Here is a 25,688-nt window from a genome sequence, read left to right as displayed (position 1 = left end):
GTTCTACCTCAGCTTCAGGGTGGCAAGGCCGACCAGGACCAGAATCACGGTGATGATCCAGAAACGGACAATCACACGCGGCTCGGGCCAGCCCTTGAGTTCAAAGTGGTGGTGGATCGGCGCCATGCGAAATACCCGGCGGCCGGTCAATTTAAAGGAAGCAACCTGAATGACGACTGACAGCGTCTCCATCACGAACACACCGCCCATGATGAACAGGACGATTTCCTGGCGAACGATGACGGCGATGGTGCCCAGGGCCGCGCCCAGCGCCAGCGCGCCGACATCGCCCATGAAGACCTGCGCCGGGTAGGTGTTGAACCACAGGAAACCCAGGCCGGCACCGATCAGCGCACCGCAGAACACGATCAGCTCGCCCGCCCCCGGCACATAAGGGATCAGCAGGTATTCAGCGAATTTCACGTTACCCGACAGGTAGCAGAAGATCCCCAGCGCGCCGCCCACCATCACGGTCGGCATGATCGCCAGGCCATCGAGGCCATCAGTCAGGTTGACCGCGTTGCTCGAGCCGACGATCACCAGGTAGGTCAGCACGATGAAGCCTGCGCCCAGCGGGATACTGTAATCCTTGAGCATCGGCAGAATCAGGGTGGTTTCCACCGGGGAGGCTGCGGTCATATAAAGGAAGATCGCCGCGCCGAGGCCGAATACCGACTGCCAGAAATACTTCCAGCGGCTCGGCAGCCCCCGGGAGTTCTTCTCGATGACCTTGCGGTAGTCGTCGACCCAGCCGATGGCGCCGAACAACAGGGTCACCAGCAATACCACCCACACATACCGGTTCGCCAGGTCGGCCCAGAGCACGGTACTGATGCCAATGGACGACAGGATCAGCGCGCCGCCCATGGTTGGAGTACCGGATTTGGACAGGTGCGATTGCGGGCCGTCATTGCGGACCGACTGACCGATTTGCAGGTTCTGCAAGGTGCGGATCATCCACGGGCCCAGGAACAGCGACAACGACAACGCGGTCAGCACACCCAGGATCCCGCGCAGGGTCAGGTACTGGAAGACCGCGAAGCCTTTGTGGAACTGTTGCAGGTACTCCGCTAGCAGCAGCAGCATTAATGTTTCTCCATACGGGAACCGCACAGCGCCGCGACGATGTTTTCCATCGCGGCACTGCGTGAGCCCTTGATCAATAAGGTGGTGTTCGGGTCCTGCTCGGCGCTCAGGGCCTGAATCAACTCGGCCTGAGTGCTGAAATGCTGTGCGTGCTCGCCAAACGCGGCCACCGCATGGGCCATCATCGGGCCGACGGCATACAGTGCATCGACCTTGCCGCGCGCGTAGGCGCCGACATCGTGATGCCCCTGTTGCGCCCATTCGCCCAACTCGCCGATATCTCCCAGCACCAGCACGGTACGGCCGGGGAAACCGGCGAGGATATCGACCGCGGCGCACATGGACGTCGGGTTGGCGTTGTAGGTGTCGTCGATCACGCGCATGCCGTTGCTGGCCAATTGCGCAACGGAACGCCCCTTGACCGGTTGCACCGCGTTCAAGCCGGCCACGATGCCCGGCAATGACACGCCCAAAGCATGGGCCGCGGCCGCAGCGGCCAGGGCGTTGGCGACGTTATGGGTGCCAAGCAGGTTCAACTGGACCCGCTCTGCACCGTCGGGGCTGTGCAGGTTGAAGGCCGGGCAGCCGCGAGCATCGCGGTCCAGGTCGCTGGCGTAAAAATTCGCCGCCAGATTGCTCAAGGCAAATGTCAGGACCTTGCGCCCAGCCGCCCGGGTCTTCCAGATTTCGAAGGCCTTGTCGTCAAGATTCAGCACGGCGACGCCATCGGCATCCAGCCCCTCGAGAATCTCGCCCTTGGCCTCAACGATTTTGTCCGGACCACCGAACTCACCGACGTGGGCGGTCCCGGCGTTGTTGATCACGGCCACGTGAGGTTTGGTCATGCCCACGGTGTAGGCGATCTCACCGAGCCGCGAGGCACCGAGCTCAATGACCGCGGCACTGTGTTGCGGTGCCAGTTCCAGCAATGTCAGGGGTACACCCAGGTCATTATTAAGATTGCCACGAGTCGCCAACACCGGACCGCGGGTGCGCAAGATGCTCGCGAGCATTTCCTTGACCGTGGTCTTGCCACTGGAGCCGGTGATGGCCGCGACCGGGTTGCGGTATGCGGCGCGGTTCAATGCACCGAGCTGGCCCAGGGCCTGGCGAGTGTCGTTTACCTGCAATTGCGCCAGCGTGCTGTTGGTCACTTCCCGCTCGACCAGCGCCGCGACCGCACCTTTGGCGGCCACATCGTTCAGGTAATCGTGGCCGTCAAAACGCGGCCCGGCCAGGGCAACGAACAACTGCCCCGGGGCAATCGCCCGGCTGTCGATGCTCACCCCATCGAAACTGGCGTCAGCCGCGATCAGCCGCGCCTGCAGGACATTCGTCAGCTCGCTGAGCTTCAAAGCCTTAAGCATGGGCCACCTCCCACGCGGTCAGGGCATGATCGGCTTCCACCAAATCGGAAAATGCGTGGCGTTCGCCGTTGATTTCCTGATAGTCCTCATGGCCTTTACCGGCCAGGACAATGACGTCGTCCGCCGACGCACCGGCGATCAACTGGGCAATGGCCTGGCCGCGACCGGCCACGAAGGTGACGTTATCCACCGCCGAGAAGCCGGCGCGGATGTCGTCGAAAATCTGCGACGGGTCTTCGGTGCGCGGATTGTCGTCGGTGACCACTACACCGTCGGCCAAGCGCTCCACCACTTCGGCCATCAGCGCACGCTTGCCACGGTCACGGTCGCCGCCGCAGCCGAACAGGCACAGCAACTTGCCCTTGGCGTGTGGCCGCAGGGCCATCAGGACTTTTTCCAACGCATCCGGGGTATGGGCGTAATCGACCACCACCAACGGTTGCGTTCCGCCGCCCAGCCGCTGCATACGTCCGGCCGGCCCTTCGAGTTTGGGCAGGACCTTGAGGATTTCATCCAGGGCGTAGTCCAGGCCAAGCAAGGCACCCACGGCGGCCAACACATTGCTCAGGTTGAAACGCCCCAACAAGGTGCTGCGCAGGTGGTGTTCGCCTTGAGGTGTAACCAAGGTCGCGCGCACGCCTTCGTCATCGAATTGCGCCTGGCGTACATAAAGGTAGGCGCTGGCATCTTCCAGGCTGTAGGTGATCAACCGGGACTCGCGCTTATCGGCGGCCAATTGCCGGCCGAACGCGTCGTCAAGGTTGAGGACCCGGCACTTCAAGTCATTCCAGGCAAACAACCTGGCTTTTGCTTCGCCGTAAGCCTGCATGGTGCCGTGGTAATCCAGGTGATCGCGCGACAGGTTGGTCAATACCGCGACGTCGAACGCCAAGGCCGTCACGCGCCCCTGATCCAGGCCATGGGAAGAGACTTCCATCGCAACAGCCTTGGCTCCGGCCTTTTTCAGGTCGGCCAGGGTTGCTTGCACGGCGATCGGGTTCGGCGTGGTGTGCAGGCCACTCTCCAGCGCGCCGTGGAATCCGTTACCCAAGGTCCCGACGATGCCGCAATGCTGACCCAGCAGATCCAGGGCCTGGGCCACCAGTTGGGAAACGCTGGTCTTGCCGTTGGTGCCGGTCACGCCAATCAGGTTCAAGTGACGACTCGGGTCGCCGTAAAAACGCCCGGCAATGTCCGACAACTGGGCCGCCAGGCCCTTGACCGGAATCAGCGGCACATCAGTGATCGGTAGCACGGTCGCACCGTCGACTTCATAAGCCACGGCAGCCGCGCCGCGCTTCAAGGCGTCGGCGATGTGAGCGCGACCGTCGAACCGGGCACCCGGTACGGCCAGGAACAGATCCCCGGCGCGCACATGGCGGCTGTCCAGGGCCAATTCGCGAATCAGCAGATCGTGGCCGGCATGGGCAAAAATCTTGTTCAGGCTCAGGGACATCAGCCACGCCCTCCTTCGGCTTTCAAGGGTACGACCGGCGCGGTATTGGCTTGCTGGGTCGGCGGCAGGTTATCCGGGGTGATATTCATCAGGCGCAGGGTGCCGGACATCACTTTGCTGAACACCGGTGCCGAAACCAGCCCCCCGAAATAACCGGCCTTGCTCGGTTCGTCGATGACCACCACGACGGCGTAGCGCGGGTCGCTCATCGGGCCGAAACCGGCGAACAGCGAACGGTAGGAATTCTCGGCATAGCCCTTGACGCCCGCGGAGGTTTTGCGGGCCGTACCCGACTTGCCGCCCACGTGATAGGCCGGCACCTGGGCGCGGTACACCCCACGCGGCGCTTCGATCACCTGTTGCAGCATGCCTTGCATGGTCTTGGCGACGTCCTCCGGAATGACCTGAGTAGCCTCCGGGGCCTTGTCGGTTTTGATCAATGACAGCGGTGTCATGCGGCCGTTGTTGGCTAGCACCGAAAACGCGTGGGCCAACTGGATCGCGGTCACGGAAACACCGTAGCCGTATGACAACGTGGCCGTTTCGGCCTTGCGCCACTCACGGTAGTTCGGCAGATTGCCGACCCGCTCGCCAGGAAAGCCCAGGCCAGTGCCCTGGCCAAGACCGATTTTCTGGGCAAGACGGTAAATCGTTTCCCCACCGATATCGAAGGCGATCTTGCTCATGCCCACGTTACTGGAGTTGATCAGGATGCCGGTCAGGTCAAGCACCGGACCTTCGGTCTTGGAGACGTCCCGAATGGTGTACTTGCCGATCTGCAAAGTGCCCGGATACACCTCGACCGTATCCCCCGGCTTCCAGCGCCCGGTTTCCAGAGCCGCCGCCATGGAAACGGCTTTCATGGTCGAGCCCGGTTCGAACACGTCGATCATCGCGCGGTTGCGCATCATCGCCGGTTGCAGGTTGCGGCGATTGTTCGGGTTATAGGTGGGCTGGTTGACCATGGCCAGGATCTCGCCGGTCTTCACGTCGAGAATCACCAGGCTGCCGGCCTTGGCACCGTTCTCGACGATGGCATTGCGCAGCTCACGGTTGGCCAGATATTGCAGGCGCAGATCAATGGACAACGCCAAGGGCTTGCCGGCCTTGGCGTTTTTGGTGACCTGGACATCCTTGATCAGCCTGCCACGCCGATCCTTGATGACCTGACGCTTGCCGGGAACCCCGGCGAGCCATTCGTCGTAGGCCAACTCGACCCCTTCTCGCCCCCGGTCGTCGATGTCCGTAAAGCCGACCATGTGGGCGGTCACTTCACCGGCCGGGTAGAAACGCCGGAACTCTTCGATGCCGTAGACGCCCGGCACTTTCAGGTCGAGCACCCTCTGGCCTTGCTCGGGCGTCAACCCGCGCACCAGATAGATGAATTCTTTGCTGGCCTGGGCTTCAAGGCGTTCGGCCAGGGCCTTGGGGTCCTGGCCAAGGGCGACGGCCAGGGCCGGCCACTTTTCCTTGGCCTGCTGCATTTCCTTGGCGTTTGCCCACAGGGTAGTCACCGGGGTGCTCACAGCCAACGGTTCGCCATTGCGGTCGGTGATCAGGCCACGGTGAGCCGGGATCGGGATGTGCCGCATGCTACGGGCATCACCCTGCTCTTTGAGGAAGTCACGGTCGACCACTTGCAGATCGATGATCCGCCAGACGATGGCCGCCACCATGATCCCGAGCAGGCCCAGGACCAGGCGGAAGCGCCACGGAAAGAGTGCCCCTTCGAGCTTCATCATGGCGCCACCATCTGCACTTCGGCAGCCCCGGGAATGCGCATTTTCAGCTGTTCGGTCGCCAGTACTTCGATGCGGCTATGGGCGGTCCAGGTGCTCTGCTCCAGGATCAACCGGCCCCACTCGGCCTGGGCCTTGTCGCGCACGCTCAGTTCGCTGTAAAGGGTGTTGAGCAACTGCCGGTTCCAGTGCGCGCTGTAGGACACGGCGATGGCCGACACGAGCACGCCGATAAACAACAGCAGCATGAAAAAGCTGCCGCCAGGCAGGGGCTTGGCGAAGAGCTTGCTCACCGCAACTTCTCCGCAACACGCATGACGGCGCTACGGGCACGCGGGTTGGCCTTGAGTTCAGCCTCGGAGGCGAACTGCGCCTTGCCATGAATCTTGATTTTCGGCACGAAGGCTTCGAAACGCACCGGCAGGTTGCGCGGCAGGTTATCGGCCTCACCCTTGGTGAGCTTGCGCATGAACAGTTTGACGATACGGTCTTCCAGGGAATGGAAGCTGATCACCACCAGTCGCCCGCCGACCTCAAGTGCTTCAAGTGCCGCCTCAAGGCCGGCCTCCAGATCACCCAGTTCATTATTGACGTGGATGCGCAAACCCTGGAAAGCCCGGGTAGCCGGGTTCTTGCCCTTCTCCCATGCCGGGTTGGCGACTTTGAGCACTTCGGCCAGGTCGCCGGTGCGCTCGAACGGTTTGATATCGCGACGCTCAACCACGGCACGGGCCATGCGACCGGAAAAACGTTCTTCGCCGTATTCCTTGAAAACACGGGCGATTTCTTCCACCGCAGCGGTATTGACGAATTCGGCGGCGCTGATTCCGCGGGACGGATCCATGCGCATGTCCAGCGGGCCATCATTGAGAAAACTGAAGCCGCGCTCAGGGTCGTCCAACTGCGGCGAAGACACGCCCAGGTCAAGCAAGACGCCACTGACTTTGCCAGCCAGGCCACGCTGGGCGACTTCCGATCCCAGCTCCGCAAAGCTGCGCTGCACAACGACAAAGCGGCCGTCTTCGGCCGCTAGCGCTTGCCCGGTGGCAATCGCCTGAGGATCCTTGTCGAACCCCAGCAGCCGACCGTCCGGACCGAGCTTGCTGAGGATCAGCCGGCTATGCCCGCCGCGCCCGAACGTGCCATCCAGATAGCAGCCATCAGGACGTACGGCGAGAGCCTCGACGGCTTCGTCAAGCAGTACGGTGATGTGGTTAAAGCCGCTATCAATAGTCACAGGATCAAATCACGCAGTTCATCAGGCATGGCGCCCGGTTGTTGAATAGCAGCAAGGTCAGCGGCAGAGACCGCATTCCAGGCATCTTCGTCCCACAGTTGGAACTTGTTCAGTTGGCCCACCAGCATCGCGCGCTTGTCCAGCTTGGCGTATTCGCGCAGGCGCGGCGGAACCAGGAAACGACCGCTGCCGTCGAGTTCGAGGTCGACGGCGTTACCGATCAGCAAGCGTTGCAGGCGGCGGTTTTCTTCACGCAGTGAAGGCAGTGCGCGCAGTTTGGTTTCGATGATTTCCCACTCATCAAGAGGGTAAACACACAAACATGGGTCAACGGCGTCGATCGTGACGATTAACTGCCCGGAACTACGCGAAACGAGCTCGTCACGGTACCGGCTCGGCATGGCGAGACGGCCCTTTGCATCGAGACTGATAGCGTTAGCTCCGCGAAACACGTCAGCGTTTCTCCAAAAATTTTGCGTTTTACGCTCAAAAAACCCACTTCATGCCACTTTCCGCCACTTGCGCACACTATAGGAATGCGCCCACCGCACCGTCAAGGCGCGGAGTGAAGGAAAAGCCTTATAGATCGGAGATTTAGGAGCGTATCTGGAGGGGCGATGGGAATCTGACGTAGGATTTTTCGCCACAACTTCAGCGAACACAGGAAGCTGCGCTCAGAAGTTAAAGTGATTTGTTAAGAGTAAGATTTTTTTGGTCTTAGCAATTGCGTCTGCCAGCGATTCTGGCAGGAGGGGAAAAGGTGGAGAGTCGATCTGTAAGCCGGGTTCTGTCTTGAACAGTCATTCGTCTACGATGGCCATCACTGGACATCTTTAGCAACCTACCCGGTCCCAGCGCGGGCCACGCCTTGGGACCCTATTTGGTCTTGCTCCAAGTGGGGTTTACCTAGCCACGAACTGTTGCCAGCCGTGCGGTGCGCTCTTACCGCACCTTTTCACCCTTACCGGCGCCGAAACGCTTAGGCGGTTATTTTCTGTGGCACTTTCCGTAGGCTCACGCCTCCCAGGCATTACCTGGCACTTCGCCCTATGGAGCCCGGACTTTCCTCCCCCCCCTAATTTTCATAGAGGGCAGCGACTGTCCGATCGACTCTCCGCCGCGAAGGTTAACGGCAGAGCGGCCGAAGAACAAGCGCTAAAAGCCCTTGGCCAGCGCCGCGCCCCGGTTTCACTGGCCCTTCTGTTTTTCCAGCGCAACCTGATACAGGACGTTCTTACGCTCGCCGGTAATCTGCGCCGCGAGGGCGGCGGCGCGCTTGAGGGGCATTTCCTCAAGCAGCAGGTCCAGGATGCGCATCGCTTCACTGCTGACGGTCTCTTCATTGTCCGGCGCCGTCCAGCCCGCCACCAGCACGACGCATTCACCGCGCTGCTGGTTGCTATCGCCTTCGACGAAGGCGCGCAACTGCGCCAGCGGCAACCCCTTGAGGGTTTCGAAGGTTTTGGTCAGCTCCCTGGCGAGCAGCGCCGGGCGCTCCGGACCAAACACCAGCTCCATGTCCTGCAGGCATTCAAGGATGCGGTGCGGCGCCTCATAAAAGATCAACGTACGCGGCTCCTCCTTTATAGACTCCAGGCGCGCCCGTCGCCCCACCGCCTTGGCTGGCAGAAAACCTTCGAAAATGAAACGGTCCGACGGCAGGCCCGCCGCCGAAAGGGCTGCGATCAAGGCGCACGCCCCCGGCACCGGCACTACGCTGATACCGGCCGCCCGAGCCTGGCGCACCAGGTGATAGCCAGGGTCGGAAATCAGCGGTGTACCCGCGTCGGAAATCAGCGCGACGTTATCGCCCGCCAACAAACGAGTGATAAAACGACTGCCTTCTTCCCGCTCGTTGTGCTCATGACAGGCCGCCAACGGCGTTGAAATGCCGAAATGTTGCAACAAGCGTTGAGAGTGGCGCGTATCTTCGGCCGCAATGAGGGCCACCTCCTGCAGGATTTTCAGCGCCCGGGCACTGATATCGTCCAGGTTGCCGATGGGCGTCGCCACCACATAAAGCGAGCCGGCAGCGGAATTCAAAGCACCTGGAGCAGTCAAAGCGCACACCTCATGATCGGTAAAACCGCCATTGTAGCGCGTAGTGTGCGTCACGACTGCCCGCAGCGCCTCGCTGTCCGGCGACCTGCCGTGCTGCGCCGCAACATTTGAAATACCTAAATTGATCGATTCACGCCACTAACATCGCGCCCCGGCCAGTGCTTGGGTACAATTCGACGCTAATTTGATCTCGTATCAGGAACATTTACATGATCGCTTGCCTGCGGCTGCTCTCCGCCCTCTGCCTCGCTGCCCTTCTGGCGGCCTGCGCCAGCTCGCCCTCCTCCAGCCTTGGCGAACTTCCACGGACCCCGGATGCCAGTATCGAGCAGTTGCTCGAACAGGCCACTCAAAGCAAAACCCCGGAAAAAGCCGCCCTGTTGCGCCTGAGTGCAGCAGACCTGGCCTACCGCCAGGGCAATGCCGGCCAGTCCGCGCAGATCCTGCAACAGGTGCCGATGGAGCAACTCAAGCCCGGCCAGCAGATTTTCGCCAGCACTCTGGCGGCCGAACTGGCAATGACGCGCAATCAACCCAAAGCAGCGCTGAGCGCCCTGAGCCACCCGAGCCTGCAGCACCTGGGCGAGCTACCGGTGGAACAGCAGGTCCGTACCGGCACCGTCCACGCCCGCGCCCTCGAGGCCGATGGCCAGACCCTGGCCGCCGCCAAGGAACGGATCTTCATTGCGCCCCTGCTTGAAAACGAAGCGGCGGCGAAAAACCACGAGGCGATCTGGTCGTTGATCGCCTCGCTGCCCACCGATCAACTGCAACCGACCACCACCGACGACCTGGGTGGCTGGCTGAGTTTGGCCCAGGCTGTAAAAACTGCCGGTACGCTGGAACAGCAACAGGCGGCTATCGACAGCTGGCGCGAGCAGAACCCCAAGCACCCGGCCGCGCTCCAGTTGCCGACGCCGCTGGTCAAGCTCAAGGAACTGGCGAGCCAGCCCCTGAGCAAGATCGCCTTGCTGCTGCCCCAGGATGGCCCGCTGTCCTCGGTCGCCAGAGCTCTGCGCGAAGGTTTCATGGCTGCCCACTATCAGGCCCAACAAGCCGGGCAGAACCCGCCGAGCATTCAGTTTTATGACAGCTCGCGCCTGACCTCCCTGGATGACTTCTATCGCAAGGCGCAGGCCGACGGCGTGCAACTGGTGGTCGGCCCGCTGGAAAAACCTTTGGTCAAGCAGCTCAGCACCCGCCCGCAACTGCCGATCACGACCCTCGCGCTCAATTACAGCGAAGGCGAGCAAGGCCCGGCCCAGCTGTTCCAGTTTGGCCTGGCCGCGGAAGACGAAGCCCGCGAAGTATCGCGTCGCGCCCGTACTGACGGCCTGCATCGTGCCGCCGTCATGGTGCCAAAAGGTGAATGGGGCGATCGCGTCCTCAAAGCCTTCAGCGAGGACTGGCAGGCCAATGGCGGCACCATCATCGCTGTCGAACGTATCGATCAACCCGTACAACTGGCCCAGCAGATTGCCGACATGTTCCATCTGCGCCAGAGCGAAGGTCGCGCCAAGCGCCTGCAAAGCACAGTCGACACCGCCGTCGCGGCCCAGCCGTCCCGTCGCCAGGACATCGAATTCCTGTTCCTGGCCTCGACCCCGCAACAGGCCCAGCAGATCAAGCCGACCCTGAACTTCCAGTACGCCGGCGACGTACCTGTGTACGCCACCTCGCATGTGTTCAGCGCCAGTGGCGACGAGAATCAGTACAACGACATGAGCGGCGTGCGCTTCTGCGAAACCCCGTGGCTGCTCGATGCCAACGACCCGCTGCGCAAGCAGGTCACCGCCCAGTGGCCCCAGGCCGGCGGTAGCCTGGGTCGGTTGTACGCGATGGGAGCAGATGCCTATCGTCTGGCTCCGCGCCTGGGTCAGCTAAAGACATTACCGGACACCCGCATCGAGGGGTTGTCGGGCAGCCTGGCAGTGTCGCAGTCCCAGCGCGTGCAACGTCAACTGCCGTGGGCCGAATTCGTCAACGGTCAGGTGCAGCGCCTGCCAGACACTCAGCGCTGATGCCTGACCGATCTCGCCAGCAAAGCGGACGGGATGCCGAGAGCCAGGCTCTCGCGCATCTTCAGCAACAAGGTCTGCGGCTGCTGGCGAAGAACTGGCTGTGTAAACGTGGCGAGCTTGATCTGGTCATGCTTGACGGCGATACAGTAGTATTCGTCGAAGTCCGCTACAGAAAAAATACTCAATGGGGTGGCGCGCTCGACAGCATCGATGCACGCAAGCGCCAGAAGCTGGTTTTCGCCGCGCAGTATTTCCTGCAAATCGAGTCTCGCTGGGCCGATCATCCCTGCCGCTTCGACGTGGTTGCCATCGACAGCAACGCCGATCAGTTGAACTGGTTGCAGAATGCCTTCGACAGTTGAACGTCAACACCCATGACGAGCCGAGCCGGACACCTTCACCCAATTTTTGCTCTTTGCTTTGCGCGCCGCACATGCTTGTGCCGATAAGCCGCGCTACTTAAGGTCACACAGATGGACATGCAATCGCGAATTCGCCAGCTTTTTCAGGCCAGTATCGACACCAAGCAACAGGCGATGGACGTACTTGCACCGCACATCGAGCAAGCCAGCCAAGTGATGGTCAACGCCCTGCTCAACGAAGGCAAAATGCTTTCGTGCGGCAATGGCGGTTCTGCCGGCGACGCCCAGCATTTCTCATCGGAGCTGCTCAACCGCTTCGAGCGCGAGCGCCCCAGCCTGCCGGCCATTGCATTGACCACCGACAGCTCGACGATCACCTCGATCGCCAACGACTACAGCTACAACGAAGTGTTCTCCAAACAGATCCGCGCCCTGGGCCAGCCCGGCGATGTGTTGCTGGCGATCTCCACCAGCGGCAACTCGGCCAATATTATTCAGGCGATCCAGGCCGCACATGATCGCGAAATGATTGTCGTAGCATTGACCGGTCGCGATGGCGGCGGCATGGCGTCACTGCTGTTGCCTGAGGACGTCGAGATTCGCGTACCGGCCAATGTCACTGCACGCATTCAGGAAGTCCACCTGCTGGCGATTCATTGTCTTTGCGACTTGATCGACAGCCAACTGTTCGGGAGTGAAGAATGACCCCTAATCGCCTAGGCCTTCTGGCCCTGACCCTGTGCCTCGGCATCAGCGGCTGCACATCGGTGGTTAACGCCAGCCGGGAAAAGCCGATTGAAGACGACCGCGGCACCCGCACCTTCGGCAGCAAGATCGACGATTCGTTGATCGAAACCAAGGCAGGCGTGAACATCGCCAAGGCCGACCCGGACCTGGACAACAACTCGCACATCGTCGTCACCAGCTTCAACGGTGTCGTGCTGCTGGCAGGCCAGACCCCACGCGCGGACCTCAAGGCCAAGGCCGAACAGGCTGCAAGCGCCGTGCAGCGGGTCAAGACCGTGCACAACGAACTGCAGGTCCTGCCACCTTCCTCGTTGCTGGCGCGTCAGAACGATGCCTGGCTGACTACCAAGATCAAGACGCAGATGCTCACCGACGCCAGCATTCCCGGCTCGCGCATCAAGGTCGTGACTGAGAATGGCATCGTCTATCTGCTGGGGCTGCTGACCAAGCAGGAGGCTGCGCAGGCGACCACTCTGGTGCAAGGGGTTTCCGGGGTGCAGAAGATCGTCAAGTTGTTTGAGTACATTGACTGATACTGAACTTCAGGTACTCAAGAAAAACGGCGCTTCTTCCGAGACGGAAAGCGCCGTTTTTTTGGCTTCATTTTTTTTTGGGGGGGGGGAGGTTTGATCGGTGTGTATATCCGTTGCTGCGGTAACGGCTGCTTATGGTTCCGCTCTTACAGCGGGTCACTTTTGGAAGAGCGCCAAAAGTAACCAAAAGCGCTTTGCCCCACCACTCGGTGCCTCGCCTAGGCTCGGCATGCCCCCACTCCGGCATTGCTCCGTGGGCCCGCCGCGAAGGGCCATCCATGGCCCAGCGCGGCTACCTCGGCATCCATGCCGAGGTGCCCACTACGCAATACCTGCGTTCGGCCAGCGTGGTTAACGGGGCGCCCCAGATCAAAATCAAAAACGAGGCGGCCTGACAGCCGGCCTGTTCTGGAGCGAACGGGTTTCCCCTGTGGGAGCGAGCTTGCTCGCGAAAGTGGAGGGTCAGTTTGCAGTGATGCTTGGATGTACCGGCGTCATCGCGAGCAGGCTCGCTCCCACAGGTTTTTGTGTCGCTTGCAGATGTGTGAGCCCCCACAAATCAATGTGGGAGCGAGCCTGCTCGCGATAGCGGTAGTTCAGCTAAATAGATACTGGCATCTACCCCACTCTTGCTCTTGCTCTTGCTCTTGCTCTTGCTCTGCTTTTGATCTTGATCTCGACGCCCCGTTAAACCACGCTGGCCGAACGCAGGCATTGCGCAGTGGGCATCCCGGCATGGATGCCGGGATAGCCGCGCTGGGCCATGGATGGCCCTTCGCGGCGGGCCCACGGAGCAATGCCTGCGTTCGGGCATGCCGAGCCTAGGCGAGGCACCGAGTGGTGGGGCAGAAGCGTTTTGCTTACTTTTGCGCTTCTCAAAAGTGAGCCGCTGTAAGAGCGGAACCATAAGTAGCCGTTACCGCAGAAACGGATATACACACCCACCAACGACACAAAAAAAATGCCCGCATCTCGCGACACAGGCATTCTCTAAACCAACTTGCCAGGCCTTCACACAACCTGTGGCTACATGGCCTTGTGGCACATGTCTGCCAGCTATTTCACCACTTTCAAACTAGGCCGCCCGCTAGGACGCGGCGGCTCGTCATCCGGTGGCGGCAGGTCATCATCAGCCTCGAACTCTTCTTCGCCATCCAACGGCGATTCCAGCTCGAACACCATACCCTGACCATTCTCCCGGGCATAAATCCCCAGGATCGAGGCGATAGGCACGTACAGGGTGTGTGGCACCCCCCCGAAGCGTCCCTCGAAACTGACCGCGTCATTGTCCATGTGCAGGTGACGCACGGCGGCCGGTGATACGTTCAAGACAATTTGCCCATCGTTGGCAAAACCCTGCGGCACCTGCACCGATGGATACTCGGCGTTGACCAGCATGTGCGGGGTGCAATCGTTGTCCACAATCCACTCATAGAGCGCGCGGACCAGATAAGGTCGACTGGAGTTCATAGCGGCTCCCTAAGCCTTAGCGCATGTCACGTTCGACACCAGACAGACTCGCCTGGAATGCCTCACGCGCAAATTGGCGCTCCATATAATCAAGCAACGGCTTGGCAGGCCGCGGCAGTTCAATACCCAGAATCGGCAAACGCCAGAGTATTGGCAATAGGCAGCAATCCACCAGGCTTTGTTCCTCACTGAGGAAGAATGGCTTGTCGATGAACAGCGGCGATACGCCAGTCAGGCTTTCACGCAATTCTTTGCGCGCCACGACCCGCGCAGGTTCTTTGGTTCGTGAATCCAGGATCAGGTCCACCAACCCGCACCAGTCACGCTGGATGCGATGGATCAGCAAACGGCTGTTGGCCCGCGCAACAGGATATACCGGCAGTAAAGGCGGATGCGGATAACGCTCATCCAGGTATTCCATCACCACTGTCGACTCCCACAATGCCAGGTCACGATCGACCAGCGTGGGCAGGCTGCCGTAAGGGTTCACTTCGATCAGCTTCGGCGGCTGACGGCCCGCTTCGACGTAAATGATCTCGGCGCTGACACCCTTCTCTGCCAGTACGATACGTACCCGGTGGGAGTAGTGGTCGGCGGGGTCGGAGTAACAGGCCAACCGATTGGTCACGCCCATGGCGATCCTCCTCGCTTGTTGAAATTATCGAAAAACGGAAAAACGAGCGCGCCCAAAGGGCGCCTCCCGTAACACCTGGCGGACCAGGTTCGTTACATCCAGAGACGCCCTTGGGCGCGCACGATTAACAGCAACGGTTTACAGCTTTATCAATGCACGTCTTTCCAGTATTCGCGCTTGAGCAGGTAAGCGAATACGAAGAAGAACGCCAAATACAGCAACACATAAGTACCGATGCGCTGATGCTCCAGCTTCACCGGGTTGGCCGAGTAGGCCAGGAAGGTCACCAGATTCTTGACCTTCTCGTCGAACTGCTCTTCAGTCAGGCTGCCGGTGTTAGGCAACACGGTCAACTGGTCGCAGGCTTCGTGAGTCAAAGCGGTGCCGGTCAGCGGATCGTATTGCTTCTTGCCGTCCTCGACGATTTGAACCTGTTTGCAGCCTACCACCTGGCGACCCTGCAGGCCGACCAGAACGTTTGGCATGCCGACGTTCGGGAAGACCTTGTTGTTCACGCCCCAAGGACGCGCAGGATCTTCATAGAACGAACGCAGGTAACCGTAGAGCCAGTCGGTGCCACGCACGCGTGCCACCAGGGTCAGGTCGGGCGGTGCAGCCCCGAACCAGGTCTTGGCGTCTGCCGGCTGCATGCCGATGTTCATGTGATCGCCCAGCTTGGCGCCAGTGAACACCAGCTTCTCGAGCATCAACTCATGGGGAATGCCCAGGTCATCAGCTACGCGCTCGTAACGCTGGAACTTGGCGCTGTGGCAGCCCATGCAGTAGTTGGCGAACGTACGCGCGCCATCCTGCATGGCAGCTTTGTCGGAAACGTCGATGTCGACTTTTTCCAGCTCAGGACCACCGGATGCGGACGCAAAGGACAGTACAGGCATAGCAGCAAGAATCAGTACAGAAAATAGCTTTTTCATCAGCCAGTCACCCTTTCCGGAACCGGTTTGGTCTTCTCGAGCCTGGTGTAGAACGGCATCAGAATGAAGTAGGCGAAGTACAGGAAGGTGCAGACCTGCGACAGCAGTGTCCGGCCCGGCGTTGGAGCGAGTACGCCCAGCACACCCAGGATCACGAACGAGATGCAGAACACCCAGAGCCAGATTTTGCTCAGCCAGCCTTTGTAGCGCATCGACTTGACCGGACTGCGGTCCAGCCACGGCAGGACGAACAGCACGGCGATCGCCGCACCCATGGCGATGACGCCCAGCAGCTTGTCTGGAACCGCCCGCAAAATCGCGTAGAACGGCGTGAAGTACCAGACCGGAGCAATGTGCTCAGGGGTCTTGAAGGCGTTCGCCTGCTCGAAGTTAGGCTTCTCGAGGAAGTAACCACCCATCTCTGGGAAGAAGAACACGATGGAGCAGAAGATGAACAGGAACACTACCACGCCGACGATATCTTTGACGGTGTAGTACGGGTGGAAGGCGATGCCGTCCAGCGGTACACCGTTTTCGTCCTTGTACTTCTTGATGTCCACGCCATCGGGGTTGTTCGAGCCGACTTCGTGCAGCGCCAGGATGTGCAGCACCACCAGACCGAGGATCACGATCGGCAGGGCCACCACATGCAAGGCGAAGAAGCGGTTCAGGGTAATGCCCGAGATCAGGTAGTCACCGCGAATCCACTGGGTCAGGTCATCACCGATGACCGGGATTGCACCGAACAGCGAGATGATCACCTGGGCGCCCCAGTAGGACATCTGGCCCCACGGCAGCAGATAGCCCATGAAGGCTTCCGCCATGAGCGCCAGGTAGATCAGCATGCCGAAGACCCACACCAGCTCACGAGGCTTCTGATACGAACCGTAGAGCAGACCACGGAACATATGCAGGTAAACCACGATGAAGAACGCCGAAGCGCCGGTGGAGTGCAGCAGACGCAGGATCGAGCCGTACTCGACGTCACGCATGATGTATTCGACGGAGGCAAACGCTTCTTCCGCCGAAGGGGTGTAACTCATGGTCAGCCAGACACCGGTGACGATCTGGTTGACCAGAACGAGCAATGCCAAGGAGCCAAAGAAGTAGAAGAAGTTGAAGTTTTTCGGAGCGTAATACTTGCTGAGATGGTCTTCCCACATTTTGGTCGCGGGAAAGCGCGCATCAACCCAATCCATGAATTTGCTCATCACGCTGTCTCCGTATCGACGCCAACGACAATGATGTCGTCGGTCTCATAGGAATGCGGGGGAACTGGCAGGTTCAGAGGTGCAGGCTGCGATTTGTAGACGCGACCCGCCAGGTCGTAATGGGAGCCGTGGCAAGGGCAGAAATAACCACCGACCCAGTCCTTGCCCAAGTCGGCAGGGGCTACCTCAGGACGGAACGTTGGCGAGCAACCCAGGTGCGTACAAATCCCGATCAGCAGCAGGACTTGCGGCTTGATCGAGCGTGTCTCCGGATCGACATAGGTCGGTTGCGTCGAGTTCTTGGAGGTAGGGTCAGACAACTGGCCCTCGATCTTTTTCAGATTCCCCAGGATTTCCTCTGTACGGCGGACGATGAACACCGGCTGACCGCGCCACTCAGCAATCATCTGCTGGCCTGGCTCGATCTTGCTGACATCCACTTTCACCGGTGCACCTGCGGCTTTCGCCTTGGCACTGGGAAACCATGACCCCACGAACGGGACCGCAGCCCCCACCGCTCCTGCAGCACCCACCACGGATGTGGCTGCTACCAGGAAGCGACGCCGGCCTGCATTCACGCCGTCATTGCTCATTCAGTCCTCTCCCATCAGCTTTGTGGCCTGTTAAATCAGGCGTCTACTAAGTAAAAATCTGAACTTATAAAAATTTTGCCGAATGGTAATGAAAAGCCCCAGTTCTGACAAGGTAATTACCAAGCGACCCAACCGCCAAGCCTTGTAGTATAGGGGCTTCACGGATGTGGCAAGTTGTCACAGCATAAATCTTTCGCGCATAAAAAAACGCCCAGCTCCGTGAGGAACTGGGCGCCTTTTGAACGCGAAAGCGAAATTAACGCTTCGAGTACTGCGGACGCTTACGCGCTTTACGCAGACCGACTTTCTTACGTTCAACTTCACGAGCATCGCGAGTTACGAAGCCGGCTTTGCGCAGTGCACCGCGCAGAGTTTCGTCGTAATCCATCAGGGCGCGAGTGATGCCGTGGCGGATTGCGCCAGCCTGACCACTTACACCACCACCGATAACAGTGACGTAGATGTCGAATTTTTCGACGGTCTCGGTCAGTTCCAGCGGCTGACGAACTACCATGCGGGCAGTTTCGCGGCCGAAGAAGTTATCCAGGGAGCGGTTGTTGATGGAGATGTTACCAGTGCCCGGACGCAGGAAAACGCGTGCGGTTGCAGTCTTGCGACGGCCAGTGCCGTAATTTTGAGTCGCCGACATAATGAACTATTCCGTTAAAACTTCAGTTCTTGGGGCTGCTGAGCAGTATGAGGGTGAGCAGCGCCCGCATAAACCTTCAGCTTACGATACATGTCGCGACCCAGTGGGTTTTTAGGCAGCATGCCTTTAACCGCGGTCTCGATCACGCGCTCAGGGGCTTTGGCGATCAGCTTTTCGAAGTTGATCGACTTGATGCCGCCAGGAAAACCGGAGTGGGAGTAGTACATTTTGTCAGTGGTTTTAGCGCCAGTAACACGTACTTGCTCAGCGTTGATGACGACGATGTAGTCACCGGTGTCGACGTGAGGGGTGTACTCAGGCTTGTGCTTGCCACGCAGACGGCTCGCGATTTCGGTGGCCAGACGACCCAGGGTCTGACCAGCAGCGTCGACGACAAACCAGTCGCGCTTTACTGTTTCCGGTTTAGCAGTAAAAGTTTTCATTCTTTATAGCCTCAGGGGCCGCCCTGTAAATTAGACGGCGGATCTTACTGAATAGTGCGTACTTTGACAAGTCAAAGGCAGCCGGATACAGACGCTTTCGGGGGCTCGGGTCGGCGCGTCCGTTCAACGGCAAGATTCTTCGGCGGCGGCGCATCACTTCCACTGCAGAAAGAGGTGCGCAATTATGCAGATTGCGAAAAATAATTCAACCTGCTTTTATGATTGTTTTGCCCAAGGAGTTCCCGATGGATTATCGCCAGCTAGGCCGTACCGATCTAAACGTGAGCGCCCTGTGCCTCGGAACCATGACCTGGGGTGAGCAGAACAGCGAGGCCGAGGCCTTCGCCCAGATCGAACGCGCCAAGGGTGCCGGGATCAATTTCATCGACACCGCCGAGATGTATCCGGTACCGCCCAAGGCCGAGACCTACGCCACCACCGAGCGCTACATCGGCAATTACTTCAAGAGCCGCGGCGACCGTGCCGACTGGATCCTGGCGAGCAAGATCGCGGGCCCCGGCAACACCATCGACTACATCCGCGACAAAAACCTCAAGCACAACCGCCGCCATATCGTCGAAGCGGTGGACGCCAGCCTCAAGCGCCTGCAGACCGACTGGATCGATCTCTACCAACTGCACTGGCCGGAACGCAGCACCAATTTCTTCGGCCAGTTGGGCTACCAGCACAAGGCCGACGAAGATTTCACCCCGCTGGAGGAAACCCTCGAGGCCCTGGACGAGCAGGTCCGGGCCGGCAAGATCCGCCACATCGGCCTGTCCAACGAAACGCCGTGGGGCACCATGAAGTTCCTCGCCCTGGCCGAAGCCCGTGGCTGGCCGCGGGCAGTGTCGATCCAGAACCCCTACAACCTGCTCAACCGCAGTTTCGAGATCGGGCTTTCGGAAATCGCCATCCGCGAACAGTGTGGCCTGCTGGCTTACTCGCCATTAGCGTTCGGTTTCCTGTCGGGCAAGTATGAAGGCGGCGCACGGCCAGCCAAGGGCCGCCTGACGCTCTACAGCCGCTTCATGCGCTATTTCAATCCACAATCGGAAGCCGCGTGCAGCCGTTATGTGGCCCTGGCGCGGGAACACGGCCTGGACCCGGCACAGATGGCCCTGGCCTTCGTTACCCGACAACCATTCGTGACCAGCAACATCATTGGCGCCACCACGCTGGAGCAACTGGACAGCAACATCGCCAGCTTCGACCTGAAGCTGTCCGATGAAGTGCTGGCGGGGATCGAGGCGATTCACAAGGATCAGCCGAACCCGGCGCCTTGATCAGTTCATAGCCCCCATCGCGAGCAGGCTCGCTCCCACATTGGATTTATGTCTGACCACAACATTGTGATCGACACAGAGCCCATGTGGGAGCGAGCCTGCTCGCGATAGCGGTCTAACAGTCACTACGACATCAAAGCGACCGCGCAATAATTTCCTTCATGATTTCATTGGTCCCAGCATAGATGCGCTGCACCCGCGCGTCGGCCCACGCCCGGGCGACCGGGTATTCCCACATGAACCCGTAGCCGCCATGCAGCTGCACGCATTCGTCGAGCACCTTGCACTGCAGGTCGGTGCCCCAGTACTTGGCCATCGCCGCCGTCGGCACGTCGAGCTTGCCTTGCAGATGCAGTTCCAGGCAGCGGTCGACGAAGACCCGACCGATCTGGATCTCGGTCGCCATTTCCGCCAGTTTGAACCGGGTGTTCTGGAAGTCCGCGATGGATTTACCGAAAGCCTTGCGCTCGCGGGTGTAGTCCAGCGTCCATTGCAGCGCCGCTTCGGCCGACGCCAGGCCACCAATAGCCACCGTCAGGCGTTCCTGGGGCAGTTCCTGCATCAGGTAGGCAAAGCCCATCCCGGCCTGCCCCAGCAGGTTTTCCTTGGGCACGCGAACATCCTGGAAAAACAGCTCCGAAGTGTCCTGAGCCTTCATCCCGACCTTCTCCAGGCGCTTGCCTTTTTCGAAGCCAGGTGTGCCCGCTTCCACCAGGAACAGACTGGTGCCCTTGGCGCCTGCTTTCGGATCGGTCTTGGCAACCACAATCACCAGATCGGCCAGAAAGCCGTTGGTGATAAAGGTCTTCGAGCCGTTGATGATGTACTCATCACCCTCCAGCACCGCCGTGGTCTTCACGCCTTGCAGGTCGGAACCGGCGCCCGGCTCGGTCATAGCGATGGCCGTGACCATCTCACCAGACACCAGTTTGGGCAGGTACTTGTGTTTCAGCGCTTCACTGCCGTAGTGCAGGATGTAGGGCGCAACGATGTCGGAGTGCAGCGAGAAGCCAATGCCCGTCAGCCCCAATCTTCCGATTTCTTCAATCACCACGGTGCTGTAGAGAAAATCGGCATCCAGCCCGCCATAAGCCTCTGGCAGATGCGAGCACAACATCCCCGCCTCCCCCGCCTTGTTCCACAGCTGACGATCCACATGCCCCTGCTTTTCCCACTGGCTGTGGTACGGCACCGCTTCTTTTTCGAGGAAGGTTCGTACGCTGTCGCGAAACAGTTCGTGTTCGGAACTGAACAGGGTTCTGGGGATCATGGGACACCTTTGCATTATTGTTCGATGGGGTTATCCAACAGAGCCTAAGCCTGCGGGGGATGACAGGACACTGGACACATCCGACAAAAAATAAGACGATCCAGCCGTCTGGTGACCACTTTCCCCTATAAAAATAAAGATCAATTATGTCCAAACACGTCTCCACGCCTTTGCGGCGCGTCAGCATCCTGGCTATCGACCGGGTTTTCGCTTCCACCCTCATGCAAGCCAAGGATTTTTTCCACCTGGCCAGCCTGCGCTACGGCAAACAACTGGGCCACGGCCTGACACCGGCGTTCGAAACCCGGCTGGTCAGTCCCGACGGCAAACCGGTGAACAGCTTCAGCGACGTGATCATGCCGGTGGACGGCGGCCTGGAAAATACCGATGTGATCATCCTCCCGGCTTTTTGGGATGATTTCGGCACCCTCTGCCAACGTTACCCGCAGGTCCTGCCCTGGCTGCGGGAACAGCATGCCCGTGGCGCAGTGCTCTGCGGCGAGGCGACCGGGGTGTTCTGGCTGGCCGAGGCCGGGCTGCTCGATGGCAAGGAAGCCACCACGTACTGGCGGTTCTTCAACGCCTTCAAGGAGCGCTTCCCCCAGGTCCACCTCAACCAGGACAAGCACCTGACCGACGCCGACAACCTGTTCTGCGCCGGCGGCACGACCTCGGCCTGCGACCTCTATATCTACCTCATCGAACGGTTCTGCGGCGCCAACGTGGCCCAGGCCGTGGCACGAGACATTCTCTATGAAGTGCAGCGCAGCTACTCACCGGGAAGAATCGGTTTCGGGGGCCAGAAACTGCATCAGGATGTGATCATCCTGCAGATCCAGCACTGGCTCGAAGAACACTTCGCCGACAAGTTCCGCTTTGAGGACGTCGCTCGGGAGCACGGTATGAGCATCCGCAACTTCATGCGCCGCTTCCAGACCGCCACGGGAGACAAACCGCTGCATTACCTGCAACGGCTGCGTATAGAAACCGCCAAGGGCTTGTTGTCCGGCAGCCGCAAAAGCATCAAGACCATCAGCTATGAAGTCGGCTACGACGATGCGAGCTTCTTCGCACGGCTGTTCCGCCAACATACCGAGTTATCGCCGAACCAGTATCGACAGCAATTTCAGCAGGCGGCGTGAATCAAGGGTTGAATACAGTCCAATGTGGGAGCGAGCCTGCTCGCGATAGCGGTGTGGCAGCCAGCATAGATGTTGACTGATACGCCGCTATCGCGAGCAGGCTCGCTCCCACAGGGTTATGCGGTGCGCCGTTGAGCTCGCACGCGCAAAAAAGGCCTGCAATTGCAGGCCTTTTTTTATCCGAACCGGATTACGGCTTATGCGCCCGCGCCAGGAATTCGTGTGATTGCATTTCCAGCAAACGACTCAAGGTTCGCTGGAACTCAAAGGTCAGGCGACCGCCGGTGTAGAGATCCTTGAGTTCGACTTCGGCCGAAATGATCAGCTTCACGTTACGGTCGTAGAACTCGTCGACCATGTTGATGAACCGGCGGGCAATGTCGTCGGTGGTGACGCTCATTTGCTCCACGTTGCTGAGCAGTACCGCGTGGAAGATCTTGCCCAGCTCGATGTAGTCGTTCTGGCTACGAGGGCCATCGCACAGTTCACGAAAGTCGAACCAGGCTACGTCATCGCAAGTCCGCACGGCGCGGATCTGGCGATTCTCGATAACCAACACATCATTTTCGACCGCCTGGGTGCATTCCGGCGTCAGGGCCCGGAAGCTCTTGCGCAGGCTTTCTTCAGCTGCGGCGTCCAGGGGGAAGTGAAACAGCTCCGCCTGCTCCAGGTGACGCAGGCGATAGTCCACCCCGCTGTCGACGTTGACGATATCGGTGTGTTCCTTGATCAGCGCAATGGCCGGCAGGAAGCGCGCGCGTTGCAGGCCGTCCTTGTAAAGGCCGTCCGGCACGATGTTCGAGGTGGCGACCAAAGTCACGCCGTTCTTGAACAACTCCTCCATCAAGGTGCCGAGAATCATGGCGTCGGTGATGTCGGAAACGAAAAACTCATCGAAGCAGATCACCCGGGTCTCGTCGGAGAACCGCTTGGCGATGATGGTCAGCGGATTCTTCTCGCCGCCCAGCGTCTTCATTTCTTCATGCACACGCTTCATGAAGCGGTGGAAGTGCGTCCGTGTCTTCTCCTTGAACGGCAACGCCTCGAAGAAGGTGTCGACCAGGTAGGTTTTGCCACGGCCGACACCGCCCCAGAAATACAGGCCCTTGACCGGGACCTGATCCTTCTTGCCGAACAGTTTGCCCAACAAGCCCGGCTTGTTGTTCGACGCGGCGACCAGATCGTCGTACAGGCGCTGCAAATGCCGCACTGCCGTTTCCTGGGCTGCGTCGTGAAAGAACTCCGGGCGTTTCAGATCAGCTTGATATCGTTCTAGGGGCGTCATATTCGTTAGCAAGGCAACAAAAACGGGCCGTCACTGTAGCGACGGCCCGCGGGAATGGCAATCGGCCCTTATTCGAGCCGATGGTCGGAATAGCCCCGGTTCAGTCCTGAACTGGCGTCAGGGCCACGCGCAAAGCCTCGATGGCAGCATCCCGAGCGGCGCTGTCCGCAAAGGCCGGACTGTCGGCCACACAGGCGCCGTCAAGCCAGACACTGAAGCTCAGCTCGTCGCTGCGCACGTCCAGTGGCTGGCCGGCTTGCAGTTGCTTGGTGACCTGGCCCGCGGTCTTGCCATCGGCAAAATTGCGCGACAACACCAATTGCTCGCCATCGGCGGCCAGCAGACGGAAGCGGAAACTGCCGTCGTCTTCGCGAAAGCTCACAAAACGTGCGGCTTTGGCCACTTTCTTTTTCGTGCTGGTCGCCACCTGAACCTGGCTGACAAACGAACGCAGGCCGACGGCTTCGCGCAGTTCGTTGAGGAACGGTGTGGCCACGGCCCGGGCTTTTTTCGCACCCAGTTGCAGGATGTCTTCAAGGTCCGCCGGGCGTTCGATCAACTGGTGATAACGTTCGCGGGACTCGCCCAGTTCACTGTCGAGCAATTGGAACAGGCGGTTCTTGGCTTCGCCCCAACCCAGGCCCTGCAGCAGTTCGCTGCGGAACTCGTCGGACTGCGCTGACGTGGCGAAGGCCTGGAACAAGGTGAACAGGTGGGAGTTGTCCGGATCCTTGGCTTCGCCCGGTGCGCGGGAGTCGGTGACGATCCGCGAGATCGCGTCCTTCATGTCCTTGGCGCTGCTGAACAACGGGATGGTGTTGTCGTAGCTCTTGGACATCTTGCGGCCATCAAGGCCCGGCAGGGTGGCGACGCTCTCCTCGATCAGCGCCTCGGGCATGGTGAAAAACTCCTTGCCCTGGCCGAACAGATGGTTGAAGCGCTGGCCGATGTCGCGGGCCATTTCCACGTGCTGGATCTGGTCGCGACCGACCGGCACCTTGTGGGCGTTGAACATCAGGATGTCCGCGGCCATCAGCACCGGGTAGCTGTACAGCCCCATGGTGATGCCGGCGTCCGGGTCTTCGCCGGCCTCGACGTTTTTGTCCACCGACGCCTTGTAGGCGTGGGCGCGATTGAGCAGCCCCTTGGCGGCGACGCAGGTCAGCAGCCAGGTCAGTTCCGGAATTTCGGGAATGTCGGACTGGCGATAGAAGGTCACGCGGTCCACGTCCAGGCCACCGGCAAGCCAGGTCGCTGCGATTTCCAGGCGCGAGCGCTGGATGCGCAACGGGTCATCGCATTTGATCAAGGCGTGGTAGTCGGCCAGGAAATAGAACGAATCGGCGTTGCTGTCGCGGCTGGCGAGGATCGCCGGACGGATAGCGCCGGCGTAGTTGCCCAGGTGCGGGGTGCCGGTGGTGGTGATGCCGGTCAGGATGCGGGTACGAGTCGTCATGGGTTATCGCTTGTCAGACTGCTGTCAATTCGAGAGGCGCGGCAGGAGCAGATCCTTGAGATCGGTCAGCTTGCCATGGAAAAAGTGCCCGCATTCTGCCACTTTCAGCAGCTCATGGGGGCGCTGGAGCGCGTCCGACCATTGGTAAACCAGCTGGGGGTCGACCACTTCGTCGGTTTCCGGCTGGATCACGGTCAACTCGCCGCTCATCGGCAAGGGCGATTGCGCGTCCAGGCGCATCACCGCCGGGGCCACCATGAACAGGTGCTTGGGTGGCTGGCCCTGGGCTTCCAGACGTCCGCCAAGGCTTGCGGCAACGAAGCCGCCAAACGAGAAACCGAACAGGGTGAGCGGCAGTTGCGGGTATTTTTCCCGCAACCAATCGGCTGCAGCCTGGGCGTCGTCGACTTCGCCGGTGCCCATGTCATGGCTGCCGGCACTGGCGCCGACCCCGCGATAATTGAAACGCAACGTAACCAGGCCAGCATCACGGGCAGTGCGTTGCAAGGTCGAGACGACTTTGTTGAGCATGGTCCCGCCCTGCACCGGGTTGGGGTGGCAGATCAGCGCCAGGCCACGGGGCGCTTCGCTGTCCAGGTACAAGGCTTCCAGTTGGCCCACGGGGCCATCAATGACTACAGGGGTTTCGCGCATAAGCAAGGGAAAGAACTCCGTGACCCCGAATAGGGTCGACTCGTCTAGCTAAAA

The 25,688-nt window shown here is 60.0% G+C and carries 25 protein-coding genes and 1 other RNA gene; 6 read left to right on the top strand and 20 right to left on the bottom strand.

Features of this window, described 5'->3' with window-relative positions:
- Window positions 1–3: 3 nt before the first annotated feature.
- The 9 genes from mraY to rsmI all read right to left on the bottom strand — a co-directional run bounded on the left by mraY (window position 4) and on the right by rsmI (window position 8,946).
- On the bottom strand, window positions 4–1,086 hold the full coding sequence (mraY, locus tag BW979_RS08535; RefSeq protein ID WP_047228816.1) for a phospho-N-acetylmuramoyl-pentapeptide-transferase: 1,083 nt from the start codon (window positions 1,084–1,086) through the stop codon (window positions 4–6).
- Window positions 1,086–2,453 carry a UDP-N-acetylmuramoyl-tripeptide--D-alanyl-D-alanine ligase gene (locus BW979_RS08530; RefSeq protein WP_076383609.1) on the bottom strand — a complete coding sequence of 456 codons (1,368 nt, stop codon included), beginning with the start codon at window positions 2,451–2,453 and terminating at the stop codon, window positions 1,086–1,088. Before BW979_RS08530 ends, mraY begins: the two co-directional genes overlap by 1 nt.
- Window positions 2,446–3,909 (bottom strand): UDP-N-acetylmuramoyl-L-alanyl-D-glutamate--2,6-diaminopimelate ligase, encoded by a 1,464-nt coding sequence (locus BW979_RS08525; RefSeq protein ID WP_047228814.1) that lies wholly within the window; start codon window positions 3,907–3,909, stop codon window positions 2,446–2,448. The genes BW979_RS08530 and BW979_RS08525 overlap by 8 nt, the downstream gene beginning before the upstream one ends.
- Entirely contained in the window at window positions 3,909–5,648 is a 1,740-nt protein-coding gene (locus tag BW979_RS08520; RefSeq protein ID WP_172833814.1) for a peptidoglycan D,D-transpeptidase FtsI family protein, read from the bottom strand. Before BW979_RS08520 ends, BW979_RS08525 begins: the two co-directional genes overlap by 1 nt.
- Window positions 5,648–5,941, bottom strand: a complete 294-nt coding sequence (gene ftsL, locus BW979_RS08515; RefSeq protein ID WP_047228812.1) for a cell division protein FtsL — start codon at window positions 5,939–5,941, stop codon at window positions 5,648–5,650. The genes BW979_RS08520 and ftsL overlap by 1 nt, the downstream gene beginning before the upstream one ends.
- On the bottom strand, window positions 5,938–6,885 hold the full coding sequence (gene rsmH, locus BW979_RS08510) for a 16S rRNA (cytosine(1402)-N(4))-methyltransferase RsmH (protein ID WP_047228811.1): 948 nt from the start codon (window positions 6,883–6,885) through the stop codon (window positions 5,938–5,940). The genes ftsL and rsmH overlap by 4 nt, the downstream gene beginning before the upstream one ends.
- Window positions 6,882–7,337 (bottom strand): division/cell wall cluster transcriptional repressor MraZ, encoded by a 456-nt coding sequence (gene mraZ, locus BW979_RS08505; protein WP_003205355.1) that lies wholly within the window; start codon window positions 7,335–7,337, stop codon window positions 6,882–6,884. Before mraZ ends, rsmH begins: the two co-directional genes overlap by 4 nt.
- A gap of 308 nt (window positions 7,338–7,645) precedes the next feature.
- Window positions 7,646–7,999: RNase P RNA component class A (gene rnpB, locus BW979_RS08500), an RNA gene on the bottom strand.
- A 74-nt stretch (window positions 8,000–8,073) separates the two neighbouring features.
- Window positions 8,074–8,946, bottom strand: a complete 873-nt coding sequence (rsmI, locus tag BW979_RS08495) for a 16S rRNA (cytidine(1402)-2'-O)-methyltransferase (protein WP_076383607.1) — start codon at window positions 8,944–8,946, stop codon at window positions 8,074–8,076.
- Between the two features lie 209 nt (window positions 8,947–9,155).
- Here rsmI and BW979_RS08490 point away from each other — a divergent pair, with 209 nt between their 5' ends.
- The 4 genes from BW979_RS08490 to BW979_RS08475 all read left to right on the top strand — a co-directional run bounded on the left by BW979_RS08490 (window position 9,156) and on the right by BW979_RS08475 (window position 12,609).
- Window positions 9,156–10,967, top strand: a complete 1,812-nt coding sequence (locus BW979_RS08490) for a penicillin-binding protein activator (RefSeq protein WP_076383606.1) — start codon at window positions 9,156–9,158, stop codon at window positions 10,965–10,967.
- On the top strand, window positions 10,967–11,329 hold the full coding sequence (locus BW979_RS08485; RefSeq protein ID WP_047228808.1) for a YraN family protein: 363 nt from the start codon (window positions 10,967–10,969) through the stop codon (window positions 11,327–11,329). Before BW979_RS08490 ends, BW979_RS08485 begins: the two co-directional genes overlap by 1 nt.
- A 111-nt stretch (window positions 11,330–11,440) precedes the next feature.
- Complete coding sequence (locus BW979_RS08480) at window positions 11,441–12,034, top strand: phosphoheptose isomerase (RefSeq protein ID WP_007928463.1); 594 nt, start codon at window positions 11,441–11,443, stop codon at window positions 12,032–12,034.
- Window positions 12,031–12,609, top strand: coding sequence for a BON domain-containing protein (locus tag BW979_RS08475; RefSeq protein ID WP_076383605.1), 579 nt, complete (start codon window positions 12,031–12,033; stop codon window positions 12,607–12,609). Before BW979_RS08480 ends, BW979_RS08475 begins: the two co-directional genes overlap by 4 nt.
- Before the next feature lie 1,056 nt (window positions 12,610–13,665).
- Here the strand turns inward: BW979_RS08475 and BW979_RS08465 are convergent.
- The 7 genes from BW979_RS08465 to rplM all read right to left on the bottom strand — a co-directional run bounded on the left by BW979_RS08465 (window position 13,666) and on the right by rplM (window position 18,541).
- Window positions 13,666–14,079, bottom strand: coding sequence for a ClpXP protease specificity-enhancing factor (locus BW979_RS08465; protein ID WP_047228570.1), 414 nt, complete (start codon window positions 14,077–14,079; stop codon window positions 13,666–13,668).
- A gap of 16 nt (window positions 14,080–14,095) precedes the next feature.
- Complete coding sequence (locus BW979_RS08460) at window positions 14,096–14,713, bottom strand: glutathione S-transferase N-terminal domain-containing protein (RefSeq protein ID WP_047228571.1); 618 nt, start codon at window positions 14,711–14,713, stop codon at window positions 14,096–14,098.
- 149 nt (window positions 14,714–14,862) lie between these two features.
- A complete protein-coding gene (locus tag BW979_RS08455; protein WP_047228572.1) occupies window positions 14,863–15,645 on the bottom strand; it encodes a cytochrome c1 in 783 nt (260 codons plus the stop codon).
- The gene (locus BW979_RS08450) at window positions 15,645–16,856 is read right to left on the bottom strand and encodes a cytochrome b (protein ID WP_047228573.1); all 1,212 of its coding nucleotides are present in this window, start codon (window positions 16,854–16,856) and stop codon (window positions 15,645–15,647) included. The genes BW979_RS08455 and BW979_RS08450 overlap by 1 nt, the downstream gene beginning before the upstream one ends.
- Window positions 16,856–17,449: a ubiquinol-cytochrome c reductase iron-sulfur subunit gene (gene petA / locus BW979_RS08445; RefSeq protein ID WP_047228574.1), complete on the bottom strand. Its 594-nt coding sequence runs from the start codon at window positions 17,447–17,449 to the stop codon at window positions 16,856–16,858. Before petA ends, BW979_RS08450 begins: the two co-directional genes overlap by 1 nt.
- Window positions 17,450–17,705: 256 nt before the next feature.
- On the bottom strand, window positions 17,706–18,098 hold the full coding sequence (gene rpsI, locus BW979_RS08440) for a 30S ribosomal protein S9 (RefSeq protein WP_003205364.1): 393 nt from the start codon (window positions 18,096–18,098) through the stop codon (window positions 17,706–17,708).
- A gap of 14 nt (window positions 18,099–18,112) precedes the next feature.
- Window positions 18,113–18,541, bottom strand: a complete 429-nt coding sequence (gene rplM, locus BW979_RS08435; RefSeq protein ID WP_003205365.1) for a 50S ribosomal protein L13 — start codon at window positions 18,539–18,541, stop codon at window positions 18,113–18,115.
- A 245-nt stretch (window positions 18,542–18,786) separates the two neighbouring features.
- Here rplM and BW979_RS08430 point away from each other — a divergent pair, with 245 nt between their 5' ends.
- Window positions 18,787–19,827 (top strand): NADP(H)-dependent aldo-keto reductase, encoded by a 1,041-nt coding sequence (locus tag BW979_RS08430; protein WP_047228575.1) that lies wholly within the window; start codon window positions 18,787–18,789, stop codon window positions 19,825–19,827.
- Window positions 19,828–19,960: 133 nt separating this feature from the next.
- Here the strand turns inward: BW979_RS08430 and BW979_RS08425 are convergent, their stop codons facing one another.
- Window positions 19,961–21,097 (bottom strand): acyl-CoA dehydrogenase family protein, encoded by a 1,137-nt coding sequence (locus tag BW979_RS08425; RefSeq protein ID WP_047228576.1) that lies wholly within the window; start codon window positions 21,095–21,097, stop codon window positions 19,961–19,963.
- A gap of 245 nt (window positions 21,098–21,342) precedes the next feature.
- On the opposite strand from BW979_RS08425, the gene BW979_RS08420 reads away from it, so the two are divergent.
- On the top strand, window positions 21,343–22,239 hold the full coding sequence (locus tag BW979_RS08420; RefSeq protein ID WP_172833813.1) for a GlxA family transcriptional regulator: 897 nt from the start codon (window positions 21,343–21,345) through the stop codon (window positions 22,237–22,239).
- Between the two features lie 190 nt (window positions 22,240–22,429).
- On the opposite strand, the gene zapE is transcribed toward BW979_RS08420, so the two are convergent.
- From zapE to BW979_RS08405, 3 genes are all read right to left on the bottom strand, one after another.
- Window positions 22,430–23,524 carry a cell division protein ZapE gene (gene zapE, locus BW979_RS08415; protein WP_047228578.1) on the bottom strand — a complete coding sequence of 365 codons (1,095 nt, stop codon included), beginning with the start codon at window positions 23,522–23,524 and terminating at the stop codon, window positions 22,430–22,432.
- Between the two features lie 100 nt (window positions 23,525–23,624).
- On the bottom strand, window positions 23,625–24,980 hold the full coding sequence (locus BW979_RS08410) for a tryptophan--tRNA ligase (RefSeq protein ID WP_076383602.1): 1,356 nt from the start codon (window positions 24,978–24,980) through the stop codon (window positions 23,625–23,627).
- Between the two features lie 24 nt (window positions 24,981–25,004).
- Window positions 25,005–25,634: an alpha/beta hydrolase gene (locus BW979_RS08405; protein ID WP_047228580.1), complete on the bottom strand. Its 630-nt coding sequence runs from the start codon at window positions 25,632–25,634 to the stop codon at window positions 25,005–25,007.
- Between the last annotated feature and the right edge of the window lie 54 nt (window positions 25,635–25,688).

Origin of the sequence: Pseudomonas sp. A214, assembly GCF_900156295.1 — a bacterium.
Lineage (GTDB): Bacteria > Pseudomonadota > Gammaproteobacteria > Pseudomonadales > Pseudomonadaceae > Aquipseudomonas > Aquipseudomonas rhizophila.
The sequence above is the reverse complement of the archived record's forward strand: the minus strand, read 5'-3'. Positions and strand labels throughout refer to the sequence as shown.